Origin of the sequence: Neisseria sp. CP9 (genome assembly GCF_047758525.1) — a bacterium.
Taxonomy (GTDB): Bacteria; Pseudomonadota; Gammaproteobacteria; order Burkholderiales; family Neisseriaceae; genus Neisseria.
The window spans coordinates 2,284,974-2,301,378 of the sequence record NZ_CP180502.1; the positions used below are offsets into that span (position 1 = coordinate 2,284,974).

A 16,405-nucleotide genomic window follows, 5' to 3' on the forward strand; every position below is an offset into this window, starting at 1 on the left:
ACAGGCACCTACCATGAGACTGACCACAAAAGGGCGTTTTGCCGTTACCGCCATGATCGATTTGGCGATGAACGCGCAAACCGGCGCTGTCAAACTCAGCGCCATCAGCGAACGCCAAAGCATTTCGCTTTCCTATCTCGAACAACTATTCAGCAAACTGCGGCGTGCCGGGCTGGTTGAAAGCCTGCGCGGCCCCGGCGGCGGCTACATCCTCGCCGCCCCTCCCGCCCAAATCAATATCGCCCAAATCATTTCCGCCGCCGAAGACAAGCTGGACGCCACCCAATGCAGCAGCAAAGCCAACTGCCACCACGGCGCGCCCTGCCTGACGCACGACCTTTGGGAAAACCTGAACAAAACCATCAACGATTACCTCAGCAGCGTTACCCTGCAAAGCATCATCGAACAGAAAAACAGCGATGACGGCAGCCACGTCATCCAATTTACACATATCCATTAAGTACATTACAGAAAAAGAAAGAGCAAACCATGACCGTCAAAACCCCCGTTTACCTCGACTACGCCGCCACCACCCCCGTTGACAAACGCGTTGCCGAAAAAATGATTCCCTATCTGACCGAAACCTTCGGCAACCCCGCATCCAACAGCCACGCATTCGGCTGGGAAGCAGAAGAAGCCGTCGAAAAAGCCCGCGCCAACATCGCCGCCCTGATTAACGCCGATCCCAAAGAAATCGTCTTCACCAGCGGCGCGACCGAGTCCGACAACCTTGCCATCAAAGGCGCGGCAAACTTCTACAAAACCAAAGGCAAACACCTCATCACCGTCAAAACCGAACACAAAGCCGTGCTCGACACCATGCGCGAACTCGAACGCCAAGGTTTCGAAGTAACCTACCTCGGCGTACAAGAAAACGGTTTGATTGATTTGGAAGAACTCAAAGCCGCCATCCGCGACGACACCATCCTGATTTCCGTGATGTGGGTGAACAACGAAATCGGCGTAGTGCAAGACATTCCCGCCATCGGCGAAATCTGCCGCGAACGCAAAATCATCTTCCACGTCGATGCCGCCCAAGCCTGCGGCAAAGTGCCTGTGGACGTTGAAGCCGCCAAAATCGACCTGCTGTCCATGTCAGGTCATAAAGTGTACGGACCCAAAGGCATCGGCGCACTGTACGTCCGCCGCAAACCCCGCGTCCGCCTCGAAGCCCAAATGCACGGCGGCGGCCACGAACGCGGCTTCCGCAGCGGCACCCTGCCGACCCACCAAATCGTCGGCATGGGCGAAGCCTTCCGCATCGCCAAAGAAGAACTCGAGCAAGACATGGCGCACTACCGCAAACTGCGCGACATTTTCCTCAAAGGCATCGAAGGCATCGAAGAAGTCTATATCAACGGCGACCTCGAACACCGCGCCCCGAACAACCTGAACGTCAGCTTCAACTTCGTCGAAGGTGAAAGCCTGATTATGGCGGTAAAAGAACTCGCCGTATCCAGCGGCTCCGCCTGTACCTCCGCCTCGCTCGAACCCAGCTACGTCCTGCGCGCGCTCGGACGCAACGACGAACTGGCACACTCATCCCTGCGCATCACCTTCGGTCGCATGACCACCGAAGAAGAAGTGCAATTCGCAGCAGAACTGATCAAATCCAAAATCGGCAAACTGCGCGAACTGTCGCCGCTGTGGGAAATGTTCAAAGATGGAATTGATTTGAACTCGATTGAATGGGCGGCGCATTAACAAAGAGAAAAGGTCGTCTGAAAATCCTAAAAGACCTTTTCAGACGACCTCCTTCCAGAAAAATACTAAAAATGACTATAAAAAATAAAACACGCTACTTACTTTCTTGTCTGATGCTATGTTCTGCCCCGCTGGTTTCAGCACAGACACAACCCGATTGGTCAACTATATTTAAATCATTTGAAAACGGCTGCCAATTCGATAAACGTTTGGTAAACCTGTTGGAGTCATTTAGTGATGTAAGCCACGACTGGAGTGATAAGGACTCTAAATATCAAAACCTGCGGTTGAATTATCCCAATAGAGTCAATCTGCCAAAGACTTACCGCAGTCTTGCGCATCCGCCGATGACTTTGCACCGCGCGGAGTTTAGTGAAGATGGAGAACCGTTCATTCTTGATCAAACCCGTTTGAAACTCAGCGGTACTTACTATGGCTTGCCTGTGGTTCATATCAGCCAGACATTCCAATTAGAAACTGCAGGTTACAGCTACACCCGTTTGTTGTTGGATGTACCTCCGGAACAGGCACGCAAAGTGTTAAAAGGAAAATACCGCCCTGTTCGAAGATACAGTTTGATTTTAGAAGAATACGAAACCCTGCAAGCAAAACTGAAACCGATTAATGTTAACGGGAAAACACAAACAATTTTGGAATGTGCTTTTGTAAATGGCTGATGAAAAAATTGTAATAACAAGCGTAGGTTGGGTTGAAAACCCAACAAGCCTATCAATCTGCCCGAAATGTTGGGTTTAACAACCCAACCTACCTATAAATAAAAAGGTCGTCTGAAAATCCCAAGAGACCTTTTCAGACGACCTAAAAGCCACCACATTAAAATCAAGGATACAAAAACATGAACGAACAAGATTTAGATTTGGACAATCTCGACAACCTGCTTGAAGATTTTGACGGCGTTACCGTAGAAGGCGGCGTCGATTCGGAAAACGACGACGGCTGCGAAGGCGGCGCGTGCAAAATCTAAGGCAGCAGGAGTCGTCTGAAATATTGTTCGTAAGCAAAATAAGGAATCCCATGTCCCTACAAATTCAGGAACAGCATCATTTGCCGCAAACAACGCATTCCATTATCGGCTCATGGCGGATGGAGCAGTTGAACATTAGCCCGGAGACCATACATGATATGCAGCGTTTGGTAGAAGGCGAAATCAGCTTGGATGACGCTTTGGACGGCATCAAACAAAGAATGGCGGAAAAATGAACAAATACGGCGGAGAAGACGCTATTTATATGAATGGGGGCGTATTTAAAAACAAGCTCTCCATCCAAGATAGTGAATTGCTGGAAACCGCTGAAAAAGAATTTTCCGCCGTTCGAGCCCAATATCTGCTTTTGCAACCCATTACGGGTAATTTCGATTTGGCGCATTTACAGACCATTCATCGCGAACTGTTCGGCGATCTTTATGATTGGGCGGGTGAAATCCGGCGGATTGATATTTCCAAAGGTAATACCCGTTTTGCCAATTTTGCTTTTATCGAAAACGAAAGCCGTAAACTTTTAGAGAAGCTGCGAAGCGAAAACTATTTGCAGGGCTTGGATAAAGATAAGTTTGCAGAGCGTGCAGCCTATTATTTGGGCGAGTTGAACGTCCTACATCCTTTCCGCGAAGGAAACGGCAGAACATTGCGTCTGTTTATAACGCAATTGGCAATGAAAAACGGTTTGCAGATACATTGGCAAAATATCTCTGCCGAACAAATGATTCAAGCCTGTATTCAGGCATACCATGCCGATAGCAGTTTATTGGCACGATTAATTTTAGACAATTTAGAACAATCGTCTTTTTCAGACGACTAAAACATCAACAAACTACGATATTTTAAGGAAACCACATCATGGCATACAGCGATAAAGTAATCGATCACTATGAAAACCCCCGTAACGTCGGTACTTTCGATAAAAACGACGAATCTGTCGGCACCGGCATGGTCGGCGCGCCGGCCTGCGGCGATGTCATGCGCCTGCAAATCAAAGTAAACGACGACGGCATCATCGAAGATGCAAAATTCAAAACTTACGGCTGCGGCTCGGCCATCGCTTCGTCCAGCCTGATTACCGAGTGGGTCAAAGGCAAAAGCTTGGATGACGCGCTGGCAATCAAAAACAGCGAAATCGCCGAAGAACTGGAACTGCCGCCGGTAAAAATCCACTGCTCCATCTTGGCTGAAGATGCGGTGAAAGCGGCTGTTGCCGACTATCGCAAACGTCAGGAAAACAAATAACCTGATTCAGCGGGCGCTTTGTCGGCGGACGTTTGTAGGATTTCTGAAAGCCCTAGGGGTTTCGGAAAAACAAACCCGACGGCTTGTTCCCTTCTCTCTTGGATGAGGGAAGTCAAGGACACAGAAACTTAATCCTTTTGAAGTTGTCCCCAAATTGGGGACTGCCTGCCAATCTATCCCCTCTCCCCGCGGGAGAGGGTTAGGGAGAGGGCAATGAGCCGCAGGCTTATATTTAGTCGATATGCCTGCAAGATCAAAGGAGACAACATGCCTTTTACCGATGAAGAAGTCCAATCCCTGCTTGCCGTCAAAGGCATAGGCAAAACCGTATTGCAGCGTTTGCAGCAAATGGGTTTGGATGATGTCGCCACGCTGGCGGCAGCGGATTTGGACGATGTTTTGGAACAGGGCGCGAAATTGACCGGCTCGACCTGTTGGAAAAACAGTCCGCAGGCCCGTGCAGCCATACAGGCTGCCGTTACTTGGGCGCAGCAGCAACAGGCAACGGAAAATTGAACAAGGTTAGATAAATGGGAAAATGCGGTATCGCGAAAATACTGTTTTACACATATAGTTTGATACTGCTGGTCGGATATGTTTTATTTGCAGTTGTGAATTACTATCCTCCTGCGCAAGACATTGTTTTAAAGGAAGGTATACGGGTAAAATTATCCTACGTTGCGCTCCAAAACAGTCAACCGCCCCTTATCACGATTGAGCGTGAATCTGGGCAGGCGAAATCGCATGAAGCGAGTGTGGAATCCTCGCCTGACGACATTACTTATCAGGTCTATACGCCACAAAGCACAAGCAAAAGTACAGCACATGTGCGACGATGGATAGATGTCCGTTGCTTTGAGTGCACGGACACGCCTGTCGGGTTAAATCATATCGAAGTGGAAATCTTGTCTTTGCGTCCTGAGATACGGGGTAAAACTGCACGGGTGTATATAGTCTCTCGGACTGGGTTGGATTCTGCATTCCGTACGCCGTTCAACCTCAATTGGACAGGCAGTATTTATGGCTGGCTCAGTCTGTTAGCACTCTTCCCCGTTTGGCTGGGTATTTGGCTGATTTGGGCGGTCTTGCTGTATCGTCAGCGGCGCCGCAGTTTACCGAAAAATTAACTCGGGTTTCAGACGACCTAAAAACAAGTATTTTCAATCTATATAAAAAGGACAAATATTTTGATTACCATCACAGAAAACGCAGCCAAATACATCAACAACTACCTGACCAAACGCGGCAAAGGCTTGGGCGTGCGCTTGGGTGTGAAAACCAGCGGCTGCTCGGGCATGGCATACAACCTCGAATTTGTCGATGAAGCGAACGAGGACGACTTGGTTTTCGAAGAACACGGCGCGCGGGTTTATATCGACCCGAAAAGCTTGGTTTATCTGGACGGCACGCAAGTCGATTACACCAAAGAAGGCTTGCAGGAGGGTTTCAAATTTGAAAACCCGAATGTCAAAGACTCTTGCGGCTGTGGCGAGAGCTTCCACGTTTAAGACATAAAAATGGCGGGACAGTATCAAAACCGTCCCGCCATTTTTTCGCTTCCTGTCTGTTGTAGCTGCCTTTGCCTTTTCTTTTCCGTTCCACCTTGTGTCGGAACAAATCGGATTTCACTAAGGCTTTTAAAGCATTGTCGCGTATTTTGCCTTTATTGTGCTGTACTTTACTGCTCATATTCAGTCCTTTGGGTTAAGAATCAGCGGATTATAAGGCAAAATCGGGTTTCTGCCGAAAATTTCACATTAATTATCCCGCCATGTCCCAATATTTCACACTCTTCCAGCTTGAACCCGCTTTCGATATCGATGCCGAAAGCTTGGAGCAAACCTACCGCGCCTTGGCTGCCCGTTTTCATCCCGACAAATTCGCGTCCGCTTCCGCCTTCGAGCAAAAGCAGGCAGTGATGATGTCTTCCACCATCAACGATGCCTACCGCACTTTGAAAAATCCCATCGACCGCGCCGCGTACCTTTTGAAAGCGCAGGGCATTGATGCCGATGCGCCGGAGCATACCTCTTTCGCTCCCGAATTTCTCATGCAGCAAATGGAATGGCGCGAAACGCTGATGGATGCGCAAATGGAGCAAAACAACGAAGCCCTGCGCGCGTTGGACCAAGAAATCAGCGGCGAACAAGACAAGCTGTATCAAGATTTGCGGACTGCCTTTGCAGGAAATGACTATGAAGCCGCTGCACAATGGGTGCGCCACGGCAGGTTTTTAAACAAACTGCGCAACGAAATTGCCGCCGCATTGCAAGATTGAAGACAAAGCTTTTGAGCGAATCTATAGTGGATTAAATTTAAATCAGGACAAGGCGACGAAGCCGCAGGCGGTACAAATAGTACGGCAAGGCGAGGCAACGCCGTACTGGTTTAAATTTAATCCACTATAAAAGGTCGTCTGAAAACCGGAGTAAGGTTTTAGACGACCTTTTGTCGTATGGCGGCTCTTTTAATGCAGGGCGGTGAAGTGGCAAACCGATAAATGCGGTTTTGTATAGTGGATTAAATTTAAACCAGTACGGCGTTGCCTCGCCTTGCCGTACTATTTGTACCGCCTGCGGCTTCGTCGCCTTGTCCTGATTTAAATTTAATCCACTATATCGTTTGCGATTCAGGGCTTATAGGTTGATGACTTATTCGGATTCCGTTTCCGCCAATTCCTCCGCCGCTTTTTGAACCATGTCCGGCGTCAGTTTGTTCAGGCAGTCGGTGTGTCCCAACGGGCATTCGCGGTTGAAGCAGGGCGAGCATTCGAGGTGCAGGCTGATGATTTTGGCTTTTTGGCTCAAAGGCGGGGTGTGGTCGGGGCTGGACGAGCCGTAGGCGGCGACGAGTTTGCGGTCGAGGGCGGCGGCGAGGTGCATCAGGCCGCTGTCGTTACAGACGACGGTGTCGGCGCAGGAAAGCAGGTCAATCGCTTCGGAAAGGTTGGTTTTGCCGCAAAGGTTGGTACAGAGGTCGTCTGAAAGTCGGTTGATTTCTTCGGCGATGTCGAAATCTTTTTGCGAGCCGAACAGCCAAACCTGCCAGCCTTGCGCCAGATAGCGGTGGCCGAGTTCGGCGAAATGGCGCGCGGGCCAGCGTTTGGCAGGGCCGTATTCCGCACCCGGACAGAAGGCGAGAACGGGTTTGTCCGTGTTTAAGCCATATTTGGCAAGGGCGGCGGCGCGGCTTTCTGGGGAAATGGTGAAACGCGGGTTGTCGGAATGTCCGTTGAAGTCCGCCTGCGTCGGATGGGCGAGGGCGGTGTAGCGGTCAACCATCAGGGGCAGGGCGGCTTTGTCGAGCTTGCGGATGTCGTTGAGCAGCAGATAGCGCGATTCTCCGACGTAGCCGGTGCGCTGTTTGATGCCGGTGGCGAAGGCGATGAGGGCGGATTTCAGCGAGCCGGGCAGGACGATGACTTGGTCGTAACCTTGTTTGCCCAGTTCGCGCCCGATGCGCCAGCGTTTTTTCAGATCCAACGCGCCGTGTCCGAACGGGTTTTCAATGACGCGGCTGATTTCGGGCATACGCTCGAACACCGCCATCGACCATTTGGGCGCGAATGCGTCTATGGTGCAGCCGGGATGGAGTTCATGCAGGCGGCGGTAAAGCGGCTGGGTCATGACGCAGTCGCCGATCCAGCTCGGGGTGATGATGAGGATTTTTTGGGACATGGTGGTAGGGTAGGTTTGTATTGCGCGATATTGTATAGGAAACCAAGGCGCATGGGGTTGGCGAGTGCGGTTTGACGGTGTTGTTGTCTCAAGGGCGGGAGGTCGTCTGAAAAAGCGGGTTGAAATCAGCGGCATCATGTTGACTGAATAAGGGTTTTGAATAAAAATCGAACCCTTAATATAAATGGGCTTGAAAATGCCGCTTTGAGGAGGTTTGAACAATCGTGGTTTTCCAATTTCAAGACACGCAACAGCGGATTTTTTCTTTATTGACCGTGGTGGTTGTGATTGTAGTCGCTATGACCGTATGGTCTTATGCTTGGGCGCAATATTTTGATTTAGGGATGAATGAACCGAAAGACGCGCTCGAAGTTGCCGGATTTGCTTTGTTGGTGCAATTTTTTCTCTGCCTGCCTTATCTTTATTTCAAGAGATATTTTCTTGCCTCTCTTTTGGTAACATCGCTCTTTAATGGCTTGTATCTGTTTTGGTATTGGAGCAATTCGACGCCGCCGTGTTGCGGAGACATGGCGCAAGGCTTGATAAGTATGCTGTTTATGTTTGCTGCTGGTGTCTATTTCGTTGTCTCCTGTTTGATGATTATTGCGCGTTTGAATGCTAAAAAGGTCAAGAAAATCGGACAGCCCTCATAAGCCTGCATAAATAAAGATAGAGAAAAAGGTCGTCTGAAACTCAAATTTGAGGTTTCAGACGACCTTTTTTACTGAGTTGTGTTCAACTTTAAATGTTGTGTCAACCGATTCAAACCAAGCCAAGCTTTTTCAGCAGCGCGACGCTGCCTGCGTCCACAAGCCTGAAGGTTTCGTTAAAGTCACCGGTGTGCCACGGGTCGGGGACGTGGCGGTAGCCGCTTTCGGGGATGAGGTCGGTGAGTTTGAAGATTTTGTCAGGGTATTTGCCGAACATTTTTTCCAATTCGGCGAGGTTGTTGTCGTCCATGGCGATGATGACGTCGAATTCATCAAAATCTTCGGAACGCACTTTGCTGCTGGTAAAACCTTGATGGTCGATGCCGTGGGCGGCGAGGGTTTTGCGCGTGCCTTGGTGCATGTTTTCGCCGTCGTGCCAGCCGGATGTGCCTGCGCTGTCGGTGCGGACGCGGTGGGATACGCCTGCTTCGCGGGCGCGGTGGCGCAGGACGTATTCCGCCATGGGCGAGCGGCAGATGTTGCCGAGACAGACGAAGAGTACGGAATGGTTTTTCATAGGCGGTTTAGGCGTGTTCGGAGAAGAATGGATTGTGTCCGTCTAGGGACAGGGATTGCGCGTAGGTCGGCAGGTCGGCATTTTCCGGCAAAACGTCGTGCAGGATGCGGATATGCTCGACGCGGCATTCCGCCATCAGGTCGAGGAAGTTGTGTTGGATGACGGCGATGTTGTCGGAAGATGAAAGGTTCCACACGAACACTTGCGGGACGACTTCAAACGCGCTGTCGGTCGCGTTGAAGCCGAACAAAATCTGCCCGCCCGCCCTTGCGGCGATGACGATGCCGACGCGCGGACTCTGCATACGGATGGCGCGGATGGCGTTGGTGGCGAATACGTCCATCGCCATGCGCTGACGGGTGTGGCTGCCGTCGGTCAAGGCTTGGAGCGGGGTGTTCGGGGATAGCGGATTGGTGAAAAGGGTAACCCCGTCGGCGGCAAGGCTTTCCTGCCAAACCTGCATCAGCGGCAGGCCTGCCTGTTGCAGGTTGACGCCCAATGCGGTTTGCAGGTTTTTATCGCCGTAGCCCAGCGCATACACGACGTGGACGGACTGCCCTTCGGGGCAAATCAGCGGTTTGTCTTCAAAGGTTTGCAGGAATGCGGCGGCGGATTCGCTGTTTTGTTTCGCGTTCCACCATTGTTCGGGCGTGATGCCGCTCAGGTCGTCTGAATGGGCGAGGAAGGGCAGCCATTGGGTGTTTTGCGTTAAGGCGCGCAAGTGCGGATAGTTGGACAGACAGGCGGTCAGTGCTTCGGTAGGCAGCGTCAGGGGCAGCGTGCGCTCCTGTTTGCAGCCGGCGACGATGACAACGGGCAGGGCAAACCATTGGGCTTCGTCGTCGTTTTCGGCGGATAAGACTTGATTGATGCTCTGTATCAGCGCGTTGTAGGTCTCCGCATCGGGTGCCATGGTCATGGCGACGGACAGGTTGACGTAGTAGTTTTGATGGAGCTGGCTGCGGATTTCGGTTTGCAACTGTCCCACAGCGATCTTGCGGGTTGCGGCGGTCGTGCCGTGTGCGAGCAGGGAGGCGTTTACCAGTAAATGGTTTTTAACCGGAGTTTGTGGATAAGGGCGTGTGTCGTGGAGGATGAAGGTGTTCATATGGATATAAATCGGTGGTTGTCCGGACAGCTCGGATTATAACAATATCGGGATACGGATTGGGAAAAGGTCGTCTGAAAACGACGCTTCGGCAGCGTTCAAACAAATATTGCAGGCTGCTCAAACCATTTTAACGTTTTCAGACGACCTCTTTTCAATCTTCTTTGTTTTCTTCTTTTGCCCAATGCTCTCTTACCCGCGCTTTGCCGTCCGCGTCCAAACGGCGGTAAAGGTTGATGACTTCGTCGGCGGAGGCGGTGTTTTCCGGCTGCGCCGCGCCGAACAGGGAGCGAACATAATCATCCGCCGGATGGTTTTGAATATCCTGCGGCGTATCGACCTGCACCAGCCTGCCTTGGTGCATCACGCCGATGCGGCAGGCGAGTTTGGCGGCTTCGTTCATGTCGTGGGTAACGAAAACGATGGTGGTGCCGAGTTTTTTGTGAATTAGGGACACAGTTTCCTGAAGGGAAGCGCGGGCGAGCGGGTCAAGGGCGGAGAAGGGTTCATCCATCAATAAGATGTCGGGTTGGGCGGCGATGGCGCGCAGGATGCCGATGCGCTGCTGTTCGCCGCCGGAGAGTTCATGCGGATAGCGGTTTAGGTAGGTTTCGGGCGGCATACCGACCAGCTCGAGCAGTTCGTTCACGCGCGATGTGCGCTTCGGTTTGTCCCAGCCTAAAATGTCGGGCATCAGCTCGATGTTTTGCCGCACGCTCATGGTGGGGAACAGGGCGATTTGTTGCAGCACATAGCCGATGCGGTGGCGCAGCCCGCGGATGTCGTAATCTTTGATACGTCTGCCGTTGAAATAAACATCGCCGTCGGTCGGCTCGGTCAGCGCGTTAATCATTCGCAGCGTGGTGGATTTACCGCTGCCCGAACCGCCCACCAACACGAAAAACTCGCCTTGGTAAATGGTGAGGTTCAGTTCGTTTACGGCGGTGTGGCTGTCGTAGCGTTTGCTGACGTTTTTGAATTCGATTAAGGGAGTATGTTCAGGCTGCATCATAAATATCCTTTGCAACTTCGACAAAACGGCGTGGTTCATGTTCCGAAAACTTTGGTAGGTCGTCTGAAACGGCGGCGGGTTAGGCAGAGATTTTGGTGGAAGTTGGGTTTTTAATCTGACCTACTTGCTGGGTCGAAATAGGCTAAGGATAGCTGAAAAGTGGCTTTAGGGGAGAACGGTTTTCAGACGACCTTCAAATCAAAAGACTTATTTCCCCCGTTTCTGTTGCATCAGCCAATCGCGGGCGGGTTCGAGCAAATAGGCGTAGTCAAACGAATACATATGTTCCGCGCCTTTGTGGGTGGTGTTTGCGGGAATCACCGTATTCGGCGTGAAGCGGATGAAGTTGATGCGTTTGCCTTGGGCGAGCATTTGTTGGACTTTTGCGTCTTGTTCCGCCTGCGGCAGTTTGGCGGAAAACTCGGTTTCGGCGTAGGCGACTTTGTTTTGTTGCAGCATTTCGCCGACTTGCGCCATACCTGCCGATGCCTTCGGGTCGGCGGCGGAAACGGTGTAGATGAATTTCGCCTGCGTCAGCGGTTTCAACACATTGATGTCCCATTGGCTGCCGACGAACATGGAAGCGGCAAAGAAATTCGGCTCGATGCTGTTGAGATAGAAGGAAATCATGCCGCCCATGGATTGGCCTGTGGTGTAAACGCGGTCGGGGTCGATCGGTTTTTGAGTCATCAGGCTTTTGACGAGACGCAGGGTCATGCCGACTTCGTCTGAAGTTTGCCATTGGTCATTGACCGCCGTTTCGGTGTAGGACGGCACGAGGACGAAGGCGGGGTGTTTCGCCTGCGCTTCGTCGGTTGCCCAAATAATGCCGCCGTAGCCTTGCATCAACGGGGCTTTCACGCCTTTGCCTGCGGTGCTGGCGTCGGCAATGAACATCACCAGCGGGTATTGGCGGCCGGGTTCGAGGTTTTTGGGCGTGTACAGGTTGTACTGCATTTCTTTGCCCGTTTGCGGATCTTTGAAGGTCAGCACTTCAAAACGAGGGGCGATTTGCTCGCGCAGGGCGAGCAGGCGGCTGTCGTAGGATTTGTCCGCGCCGCCGTATTGTTTGTCCCAAGCGGGATTTTGCGCGCTTTGGGCGGCGGGGCTGTTTTCAGCGGTGTTTTGCGTGGCGGTGCAGGCTGCCAGCAGCAGGCCGGCGGCGATGACGGCGGCGGTCTTTTTCATGGAAACTCCTTGAAAGATTGAGGGAAACAGTTAATTTGTTTTTACGCCCAAGCGGTTCAGCGCGTCAATGGCGGGCTGGGAAACATGGTCGCCGCGTGCGGCGGATTTCTGATACCAGCGCACGGCTTGGGTCATGTCTTTTGCCGTGCCAATGCCGTTTTCGTAACAATAGCCCAACCAGTATTGCCCCGTGATGTCGCCCGCTTCGGCTGCCTGCGTGAAGTAGGCGAAAGCGGTTTGCGCATTTTGGGCGACGCCTTCGCCGTTCAGATACATCAAGCCCAGATAGCGCGGCGCTTTCATATGCCCCGCCTGCTGCGCCTGCTCAAAATAGCGTTTGGCGTGTTGGTAATCGTGCTTCTGATACAGAGCGATGCCTTCGTCCAGCAGGGCTTTCGCCTGTTCGTTATGATGCGGAACGGAGGAGCATGCGGCAAGAAGGGCGGAGATGGTAAGAGCGGATAGTTTGGATTTCATGGGCGTTTCTTTAAAAGTGGGGGAAAGGGTAGTTTAGAAATATCATGCGTTTACGGCAAGTGGCAAGTGCAGGCTGCTTTCAGACGACCTTCAAAGCAGCCTGCACTCAGGTGTTTTGGATTGACTAACGCGAGCTATCTGCCAAATACTTTCCGCCAGGCATTCGGATTGATTTTAAACTTGGCTTTGAACTGCAAACGTAGGTTTGACGCGCTGCCGAAGCCGCTTTGTTCGGCGATGCGTTCTATCGGCAAATCCGTATTTTCCAATAAATCCTGCGCCTGCCATAGCCGCTCTGCTGTGAGCCACTCACCGAAATTCATGCCTGTTGCTTGAGAAAAATGGCGGATAAAGGTACGGCGGGAAACGGCTAATTTTTTTGCCAAATCGTCCAAGCGGTATGGGGTCGCAAGGTTTTGGCGCAGTTCGTCCAATAAGTGATTGATTTTGTCATCGGCGGTACGACGTTCGACAGGTCGGTGGATAAACTGTGCCTGCCCGCCTTCGCGGTGTGGTGCCGCAACCAAGGTACGGGCAAGATCGTTGGCAACGGTTGCACCGTGGATTTTGCGGATGAGGTACAGGCAGCAATCCAGCCCGCCCGCCGCACCTGCCGATGTTAAAAAGTTGCCGTCTTCCGCATAAAGGCGGTTGGTATCCAGATGAATTTTAGGGAAACGGCGGACAAAGTCGTCTTCGGCCAGCCAGTGGGTGGCGGCGGTTCTGCCGTCTAAAAGTCCTGTGTAGGCAAGGGCGTAAGTGCCGTAACATAGGGCGGTGATATGCGCGCCACGTTGTACTGCTTTCTGTAAATGTGCGCTCAACTCAGGTGTCGGGGCTTCTTCAATATTGCGCCAGCCTGCGATGACGATGATGTCGGCTTCTTCCGTCAAATCCAAGCCGCCGTGTACGGGAATGCTTGCGCCCAGTGCCGTGATGACGTCTTTGCTGTCATCGGAACAGATTTTCAGGTCAAAGAGCGGATTGTTCCGATAGGTCGTCTGAAAAACAGAAAAGGGAATGTTGAAGACAAAATCATTCATGCCCGATTGAGCATATAGCACGATTTTGGGGACAGTTTGATTTTGGCGAAACTCGTTACGCTCGTTTTCAGACGACATTTTGGCACTATCCTTGCGTTTGTTGGCAATATTGCCTATTTTAGCCGATACACCTGCTGCTTAAAATACGCTCCATGATTTTTTAAGGAGCAACATAATGAAATCCAAGCAATTTATTCTTGCCACTGTTTTGAGCGCGACAGCCTTTTCCGCTTGGGCAGACGATTCATACCAACATATCCGTAACGCTACCGCCAAAGTCGAATATGCGGGGCAGACGTTTTTAATTGACCCGTTTTTCGCCCCCAAGCATTCCATGAACGGCTTTGCCGGCACATTCAATAACCAAGCCAAAATGCCGCTGGTCGGGCTGCCGATGAGCGTGAATAAAATTTTGGACGGTGTGGATGCAGTTATCGTTACCCATACTCACGAAGACCATTGGGACGAAACCGCCGCACGTTCCATTCCGAAAAACCTGCCCGTATATGTGCAGCACCAAGCCGACGCGGCAAAAATCCGCAGCCAAGGCTTTACTGATGTACGCGTGTTGAACGGCAGCACTGTCTTCAACGGCGTAACCATCAGCAAAACCGGCGGCGTACACGGTACCGAAGCCATGTATGCCAACCCGCAGCTAGCCGAAATCTTAGGTGATGCAATGGGTGTGGTATTCCAAAGCAGCGGACATAAAACCGCTTATATTATGGGTGATACTGTGTGGACGGCAGATGTAAACAAAGCATTGAACCGCTACAAACCCGATTATCTGATTATGAACACGGGCTACGCGCTGATTTCAGGCATTTCAGACGGCATTATTATGGGGACGGCTGATGTATTAAAAGCCAGCCAAGTCATGCCTAAAGCCAAAATCATCACCGTACACATGGATACCGTGAATCATACCGCCGTCAGCCGCGCCGATATGCGTAAATTTATACGCGGTCAAGGCATTGAAAGCCGTGTGAACGTTCCGGAAGACGGAGAAATCGTTAAGCTGGATTGATAAACGGCTCATTACCCTAAGCAGCCTGCACCTTGTTTTCAAAGTGCAGGCTGCTTTTGGCTTTCAGGTAGCCTTTTGGCTGTGCAGAAACTTCGTTTTAACTTCGTTGAAGCTGCGCTTTCAGACGACCCCAAAAGCGGCTACCCGTTTCATCGGCCATGATTCGGTTGTCCAAACGCGTTCAAATTCTTCGGCGAAACCGTGTTGCGCGGCGTAGGTTTGCAGTTGTTGCAGCCAGGTTTTCGGGGCGATGTCGGCGGCGGCGCGGGTGGTGTGCAGCAGGTAGGGGCGGGTATCGAAAGCGTGGACGATGTGCTGGCTGACGGCGTTTAAGGCTTGGGGATTGTTGTTGGTTTGTTGGGCGATTTTTTCGTATTGCGACAGGGCGGCGGCTTTTGCGGTTTCACGTTCGGCGGCGGTTTGCCGGCTGTGTCGGGCGGTGGTGGCTTGAATGGCGATGATGGGCGGTAGTTGCCCTTCGGTGAGCGCGGCGGCGAGGCGCAGGTGTCCGTCTAAAATCAGCTGGCGGTTGGATAGGGCAGGGAGTTCGTACACCAAGACGGGCGGCAGTTGGTTTTGCCGTGCGCGTTTGCGCCAATATTTCAGACGACCGTCTTCGGCGTGGTGGGTTTTCAGGGTGATGAAGCGTTCGGCTTGGATGTAGAAATTGTTGTCCAGCGCGTCGAAACGGCTACCTGAAAACAGCCATTGGGCGTAGTTTTTGTCGGTTTCGGGTTGTACTACGGTGGTGTCGTGTCGGCATTCGCCCCATCGCTGCGGCAGGGTTTGGGCAGGGCGGTAGTTGAAATGCCATTCGCCGATGCCGAGCAGCCCTGTGTCGTGGGCGGCGAGTTGTTCGATGAAATATTTGTTCCACAACAGGCCTTGCTCTGCGGCGGGCAGGCGGGCGATATGTTCGTTTACGCGGCTGCCGATGTACCCGACGGGCTGGTATGCCTGCCAGCTTTCGGCGTAGCTGCGGACGAGGTAAACGTCGTATAAATCGTGGCTGAAGAACGACCAGAACACGGGTTCGTCGTGGCAAGTCAGGCTGAGGCTGATACCGTCGGGTGTGTGGAGTTTCAGGCAGCCTTGCGTTTGACGGTCGATATGCAGGGCGAGGCTGTCGGGGGAGGCGGGATTCTGGGTCAGGCTGCTGCTATATTGTTCCAGCGCGGCGGTTAGCGATTGGTAGTGCATGGGGCATCCTTTGAAAGGCGCTCAGCGATAACTGATGACGATCATCGTACTGCCGTCTTTATTGTGGTAGTACGCGCTCGCATTGCCCCATGCAAATCGACGGCATTTGCCTGCTGCCGATGTTTCAATGGAGCAAGGGGCATCGCCCAGCTGCTTATCCAGCCATCGATCAAATTGTTTTCTGCGTTGCAATTCGCGCTCCTCCGACCATGCTGCCCAGCTGTTGTCCTCGCCTATCGGGCAGAAGAATATGGATAAGCGCTCCAGCCGTTGCTGCTCGAACCGGGCGGTAAGGGTGTATTGTTCGGACTGTTTGGTAAATGACAAACCGAAAAATGTTATTCCCGCTTGCAGATGATTCGGGCTGGATTTTGGGAAGCATGCAATCCAGTCATCAAGCGTGGTGCGTGCGCCAATAATATTGCCGTCTGGCAGGATGATGCTGCCGTTTTCAGGGTTTATCTTCATCGGTTTGAATTTCCAAATGTAGTTTTCAG

The 16,405-nt window shown here is 52.0% G+C and carries 23 protein-coding genes and 1 pseudogene; 13 read left to right on the forward strand and 11 right to left on the reverse strand.

Annotated features, from left to right (window positions below):
* Positions 1-13 precede the first annotated feature (13 nt).
* The 10 genes from iscR to iscA all read left to right on the forward strand — a co-directional run bounded on the left by iscR (position 14) and on the right by iscA (position 5,457).
* Complete coding sequence (gene iscR / locus ACMYUL_RS10995; protein WP_003764827.1) at positions 14-460, forward strand: Fe-S cluster assembly transcriptional regulator IscR; 447 nt, start codon at positions 14-16, stop codon at positions 458-460.
* 29 nt (positions 461-489) lie between these two features.
* Positions 490-1,704: an IscS subfamily cysteine desulfurase gene (locus ACMYUL_RS11000; protein WP_415770526.1), complete on the forward strand. Its 1,215-nt coding sequence runs from the start codon at positions 490-492 to the stop codon at positions 1,702-1,704.
* Complete coding sequence (locus tag ACMYUL_RS11005) at positions 1,689-2,381, forward strand: hypothetical protein (RefSeq protein WP_415770528.1); 693 nt, start codon at positions 1,689-1,691, stop codon at positions 2,379-2,381. The genes ACMYUL_RS11000 and ACMYUL_RS11005 overlap by 16 nt, the downstream gene beginning before the upstream one ends.
* A 179-nt stretch (positions 2,382-2,560) precedes the next feature.
* Positions 2,561-2,689 carry a hypothetical protein gene (locus tag ACMYUL_RS11010; protein ID WP_002234986.1) on the forward strand — a complete coding sequence of 43 codons (129 nt, stop codon included), beginning with the start codon at positions 2,561-2,563 and terminating at the stop codon, positions 2,687-2,689.
* 50 nt (positions 2,690-2,739) lie between these two features.
* A complete protein-coding gene (locus ACMYUL_RS11015; RefSeq protein WP_415770530.1) occupies positions 2,740-2,925 on the forward strand; it encodes an antitoxin VbhA family protein in 186 nt (61 codons plus the stop codon).
* The gene (locus tag ACMYUL_RS11020; RefSeq protein WP_415770532.1) at positions 2,922-3,524 is read left to right on the forward strand and encodes a Fic/DOC family protein; all 603 of its coding nucleotides are present in this window, start codon (positions 2,922-2,924) and stop codon (positions 3,522-3,524) included. The genes ACMYUL_RS11015 and ACMYUL_RS11020 overlap by 4 nt, the downstream gene beginning before the upstream one ends.
* 38 nt (positions 3,525-3,562) lie before the next feature.
* A complete protein-coding gene (gene iscU / locus ACMYUL_RS11025) occupies positions 3,563-3,949 on the forward strand; it encodes a Fe-S cluster assembly scaffold IscU (protein WP_415770534.1) in 387 nt (128 codons plus the stop codon).
* Positions 3,950-4,216: 267 nt separating this feature from the next.
* On the forward strand, positions 4,217-4,465 hold the full coding sequence (locus ACMYUL_RS11030; RefSeq protein WP_415770536.1) for a recombinase RecA: 249 nt from the start codon (positions 4,217-4,219) through the stop codon (positions 4,463-4,465).
* A 14-nt stretch (positions 4,466-4,479) separates the two neighbouring features.
* Positions 4,480-5,076 (forward strand): hypothetical protein, encoded by a 597-nt coding sequence (locus ACMYUL_RS11035; RefSeq protein WP_415770538.1) that lies wholly within the window; start codon positions 4,480-4,482, stop codon positions 5,074-5,076.
* Positions 5,077-5,136: 60 nt separating this feature from the next.
* Complete coding sequence (gene iscA, locus ACMYUL_RS11040) at positions 5,137-5,457, forward strand: iron-sulfur cluster assembly protein IscA (protein WP_009312130.1); 321 nt, start codon at positions 5,137-5,139, stop codon at positions 5,455-5,457.
* Here iscA and ACMYUL_RS11045 read toward each other — a convergent pair.
* Complete coding sequence (locus tag ACMYUL_RS11045) at positions 5,417-5,638, reverse strand: alternative ribosome-rescue factor A (RefSeq protein ID WP_049223989.1); 222 nt, start codon at positions 5,636-5,638, stop codon at positions 5,417-5,419. The genes iscA and ACMYUL_RS11045 overlap by 41 nt on opposite strands.
* Positions 5,639-5,720: 82 nt before the next feature.
* On the opposite strand from ACMYUL_RS11045, the gene hscB reads away from it, so the two are divergent.
* A complete protein-coding gene (gene hscB / locus ACMYUL_RS11050; RefSeq protein WP_415770540.1) occupies positions 5,721-6,227 on the forward strand; it encodes a Fe-S protein assembly co-chaperone HscB in 507 nt (168 codons plus the stop codon).
* Between the two features lie 199 nt (positions 6,228-6,426).
* On the opposite strand, the pseudogene ACMYUL_RS11055 reads toward hscB, so the two are convergent.
* Positions 6,427-6,582 (reverse strand): annotated as a pseudogene (locus ACMYUL_RS11055) (IS5/IS1182 family transposase); the annotation flags it as partial.
* An 18-nt stretch (positions 6,583-6,600) separates the two neighbouring features.
* Positions 6,601-7,626, reverse strand: a complete 1,026-nt coding sequence (waaF, locus tag ACMYUL_RS11060; RefSeq protein WP_415770542.1) for a lipopolysaccharide heptosyltransferase II — start codon at positions 7,624-7,626, stop codon at positions 6,601-6,603.
* Positions 7,627-7,850: 224 nt separating this feature from the next.
* On the opposite strand from waaF, the gene ACMYUL_RS11065 reads away from it, so the two are divergent.
* Positions 7,851-8,279, forward strand: a complete 429-nt coding sequence (locus tag ACMYUL_RS11065) for a hypothetical protein (RefSeq protein WP_415770544.1) — start codon at positions 7,851-7,853, stop codon at positions 8,277-8,279.
* Between the two features lie 109 nt (positions 8,280-8,388).
* Here the strand turns inward: ACMYUL_RS11065 and ACMYUL_RS11070 are convergent, their stop codons facing one another.
* The 6 genes from ACMYUL_RS11070 to ACMYUL_RS11095 form a co-directional block, all read right to left on the reverse strand.
* The gene (locus ACMYUL_RS11070) at positions 8,389-8,853 is read right to left on the reverse strand and encodes a low molecular weight protein-tyrosine-phosphatase (protein ID WP_415770546.1); all 465 of its coding nucleotides are present in this window, start codon (positions 8,851-8,853) and stop codon (positions 8,389-8,391) included.
* Positions 8,854-8,860: 7 nt separating this feature from the next.
* The gene (locus tag ACMYUL_RS11075; protein ID WP_415770547.1) at positions 8,861-9,961 is read right to left on the reverse strand and encodes a conjugal transfer protein; all 1,101 of its coding nucleotides are present in this window, start codon (positions 9,959-9,961) and stop codon (positions 8,861-8,863) included.
* Positions 9,962-10,115: 154 nt separating this feature from the next.
* Complete coding sequence (locus tag ACMYUL_RS11080; RefSeq protein WP_415770549.1) at positions 10,116-10,973, reverse strand: ABC transporter ATP-binding protein; 858 nt, start codon at positions 10,971-10,973, stop codon at positions 10,116-10,118.
* Between the two features lie 207 nt (positions 10,974-11,180).
* Positions 11,181-12,161, reverse strand: a complete 981-nt coding sequence (locus ACMYUL_RS11085; RefSeq protein ID WP_415770551.1) for an alpha/beta hydrolase-fold protein — start codon at positions 12,159-12,161, stop codon at positions 11,181-11,183.
* 30 nt (positions 12,162-12,191) lie between these two features.
* Positions 12,192-12,638, reverse strand: coding sequence for a sel1 repeat family protein (locus ACMYUL_RS11090; protein WP_415770553.1), 447 nt, complete (start codon positions 12,636-12,638; stop codon positions 12,192-12,194).
* A 134-nt stretch (positions 12,639-12,772) separates the two neighbouring features.
* Positions 12,773-13,759 carry a GlxA family transcriptional regulator gene (locus ACMYUL_RS11095; RefSeq protein WP_415770555.1) on the reverse strand — a complete coding sequence of 329 codons (987 nt, stop codon included), beginning with the start codon at positions 13,757-13,759 and terminating at the stop codon, positions 12,773-12,775.
* A gap of 97 nt (positions 13,760-13,856) precedes the next feature.
* Here ACMYUL_RS11095 and ACMYUL_RS11100 point away from each other — a divergent pair, with 97 nt between their 5' ends.
* Complete coding sequence (locus tag ACMYUL_RS11100) at positions 13,857-14,708, forward strand: MBL fold metallo-hydrolase (RefSeq protein ID WP_415770557.1); 852 nt, start codon at positions 13,857-13,859, stop codon at positions 14,706-14,708.
* Between the two features lie 120 nt (positions 14,709-14,828).
* On the opposite strand, the gene ACMYUL_RS11105 is transcribed toward ACMYUL_RS11100, so the two are convergent.
* Positions 14,829-15,908, reverse strand: coding sequence for a hypothetical protein (locus tag ACMYUL_RS11105; protein WP_070513808.1), 1,080 nt, complete (start codon positions 15,906-15,908; stop codon positions 14,829-14,831).
* 21 nt (positions 15,909-15,929) lie between these two features.
* Complete coding sequence (locus ACMYUL_RS11110; protein WP_019271077.1) at positions 15,930-16,376, reverse strand: hypothetical protein; 447 nt, start codon at positions 16,374-16,376, stop codon at positions 15,930-15,932.
* Positions 16,377-16,405 lie beyond the last annotated feature (29 nt).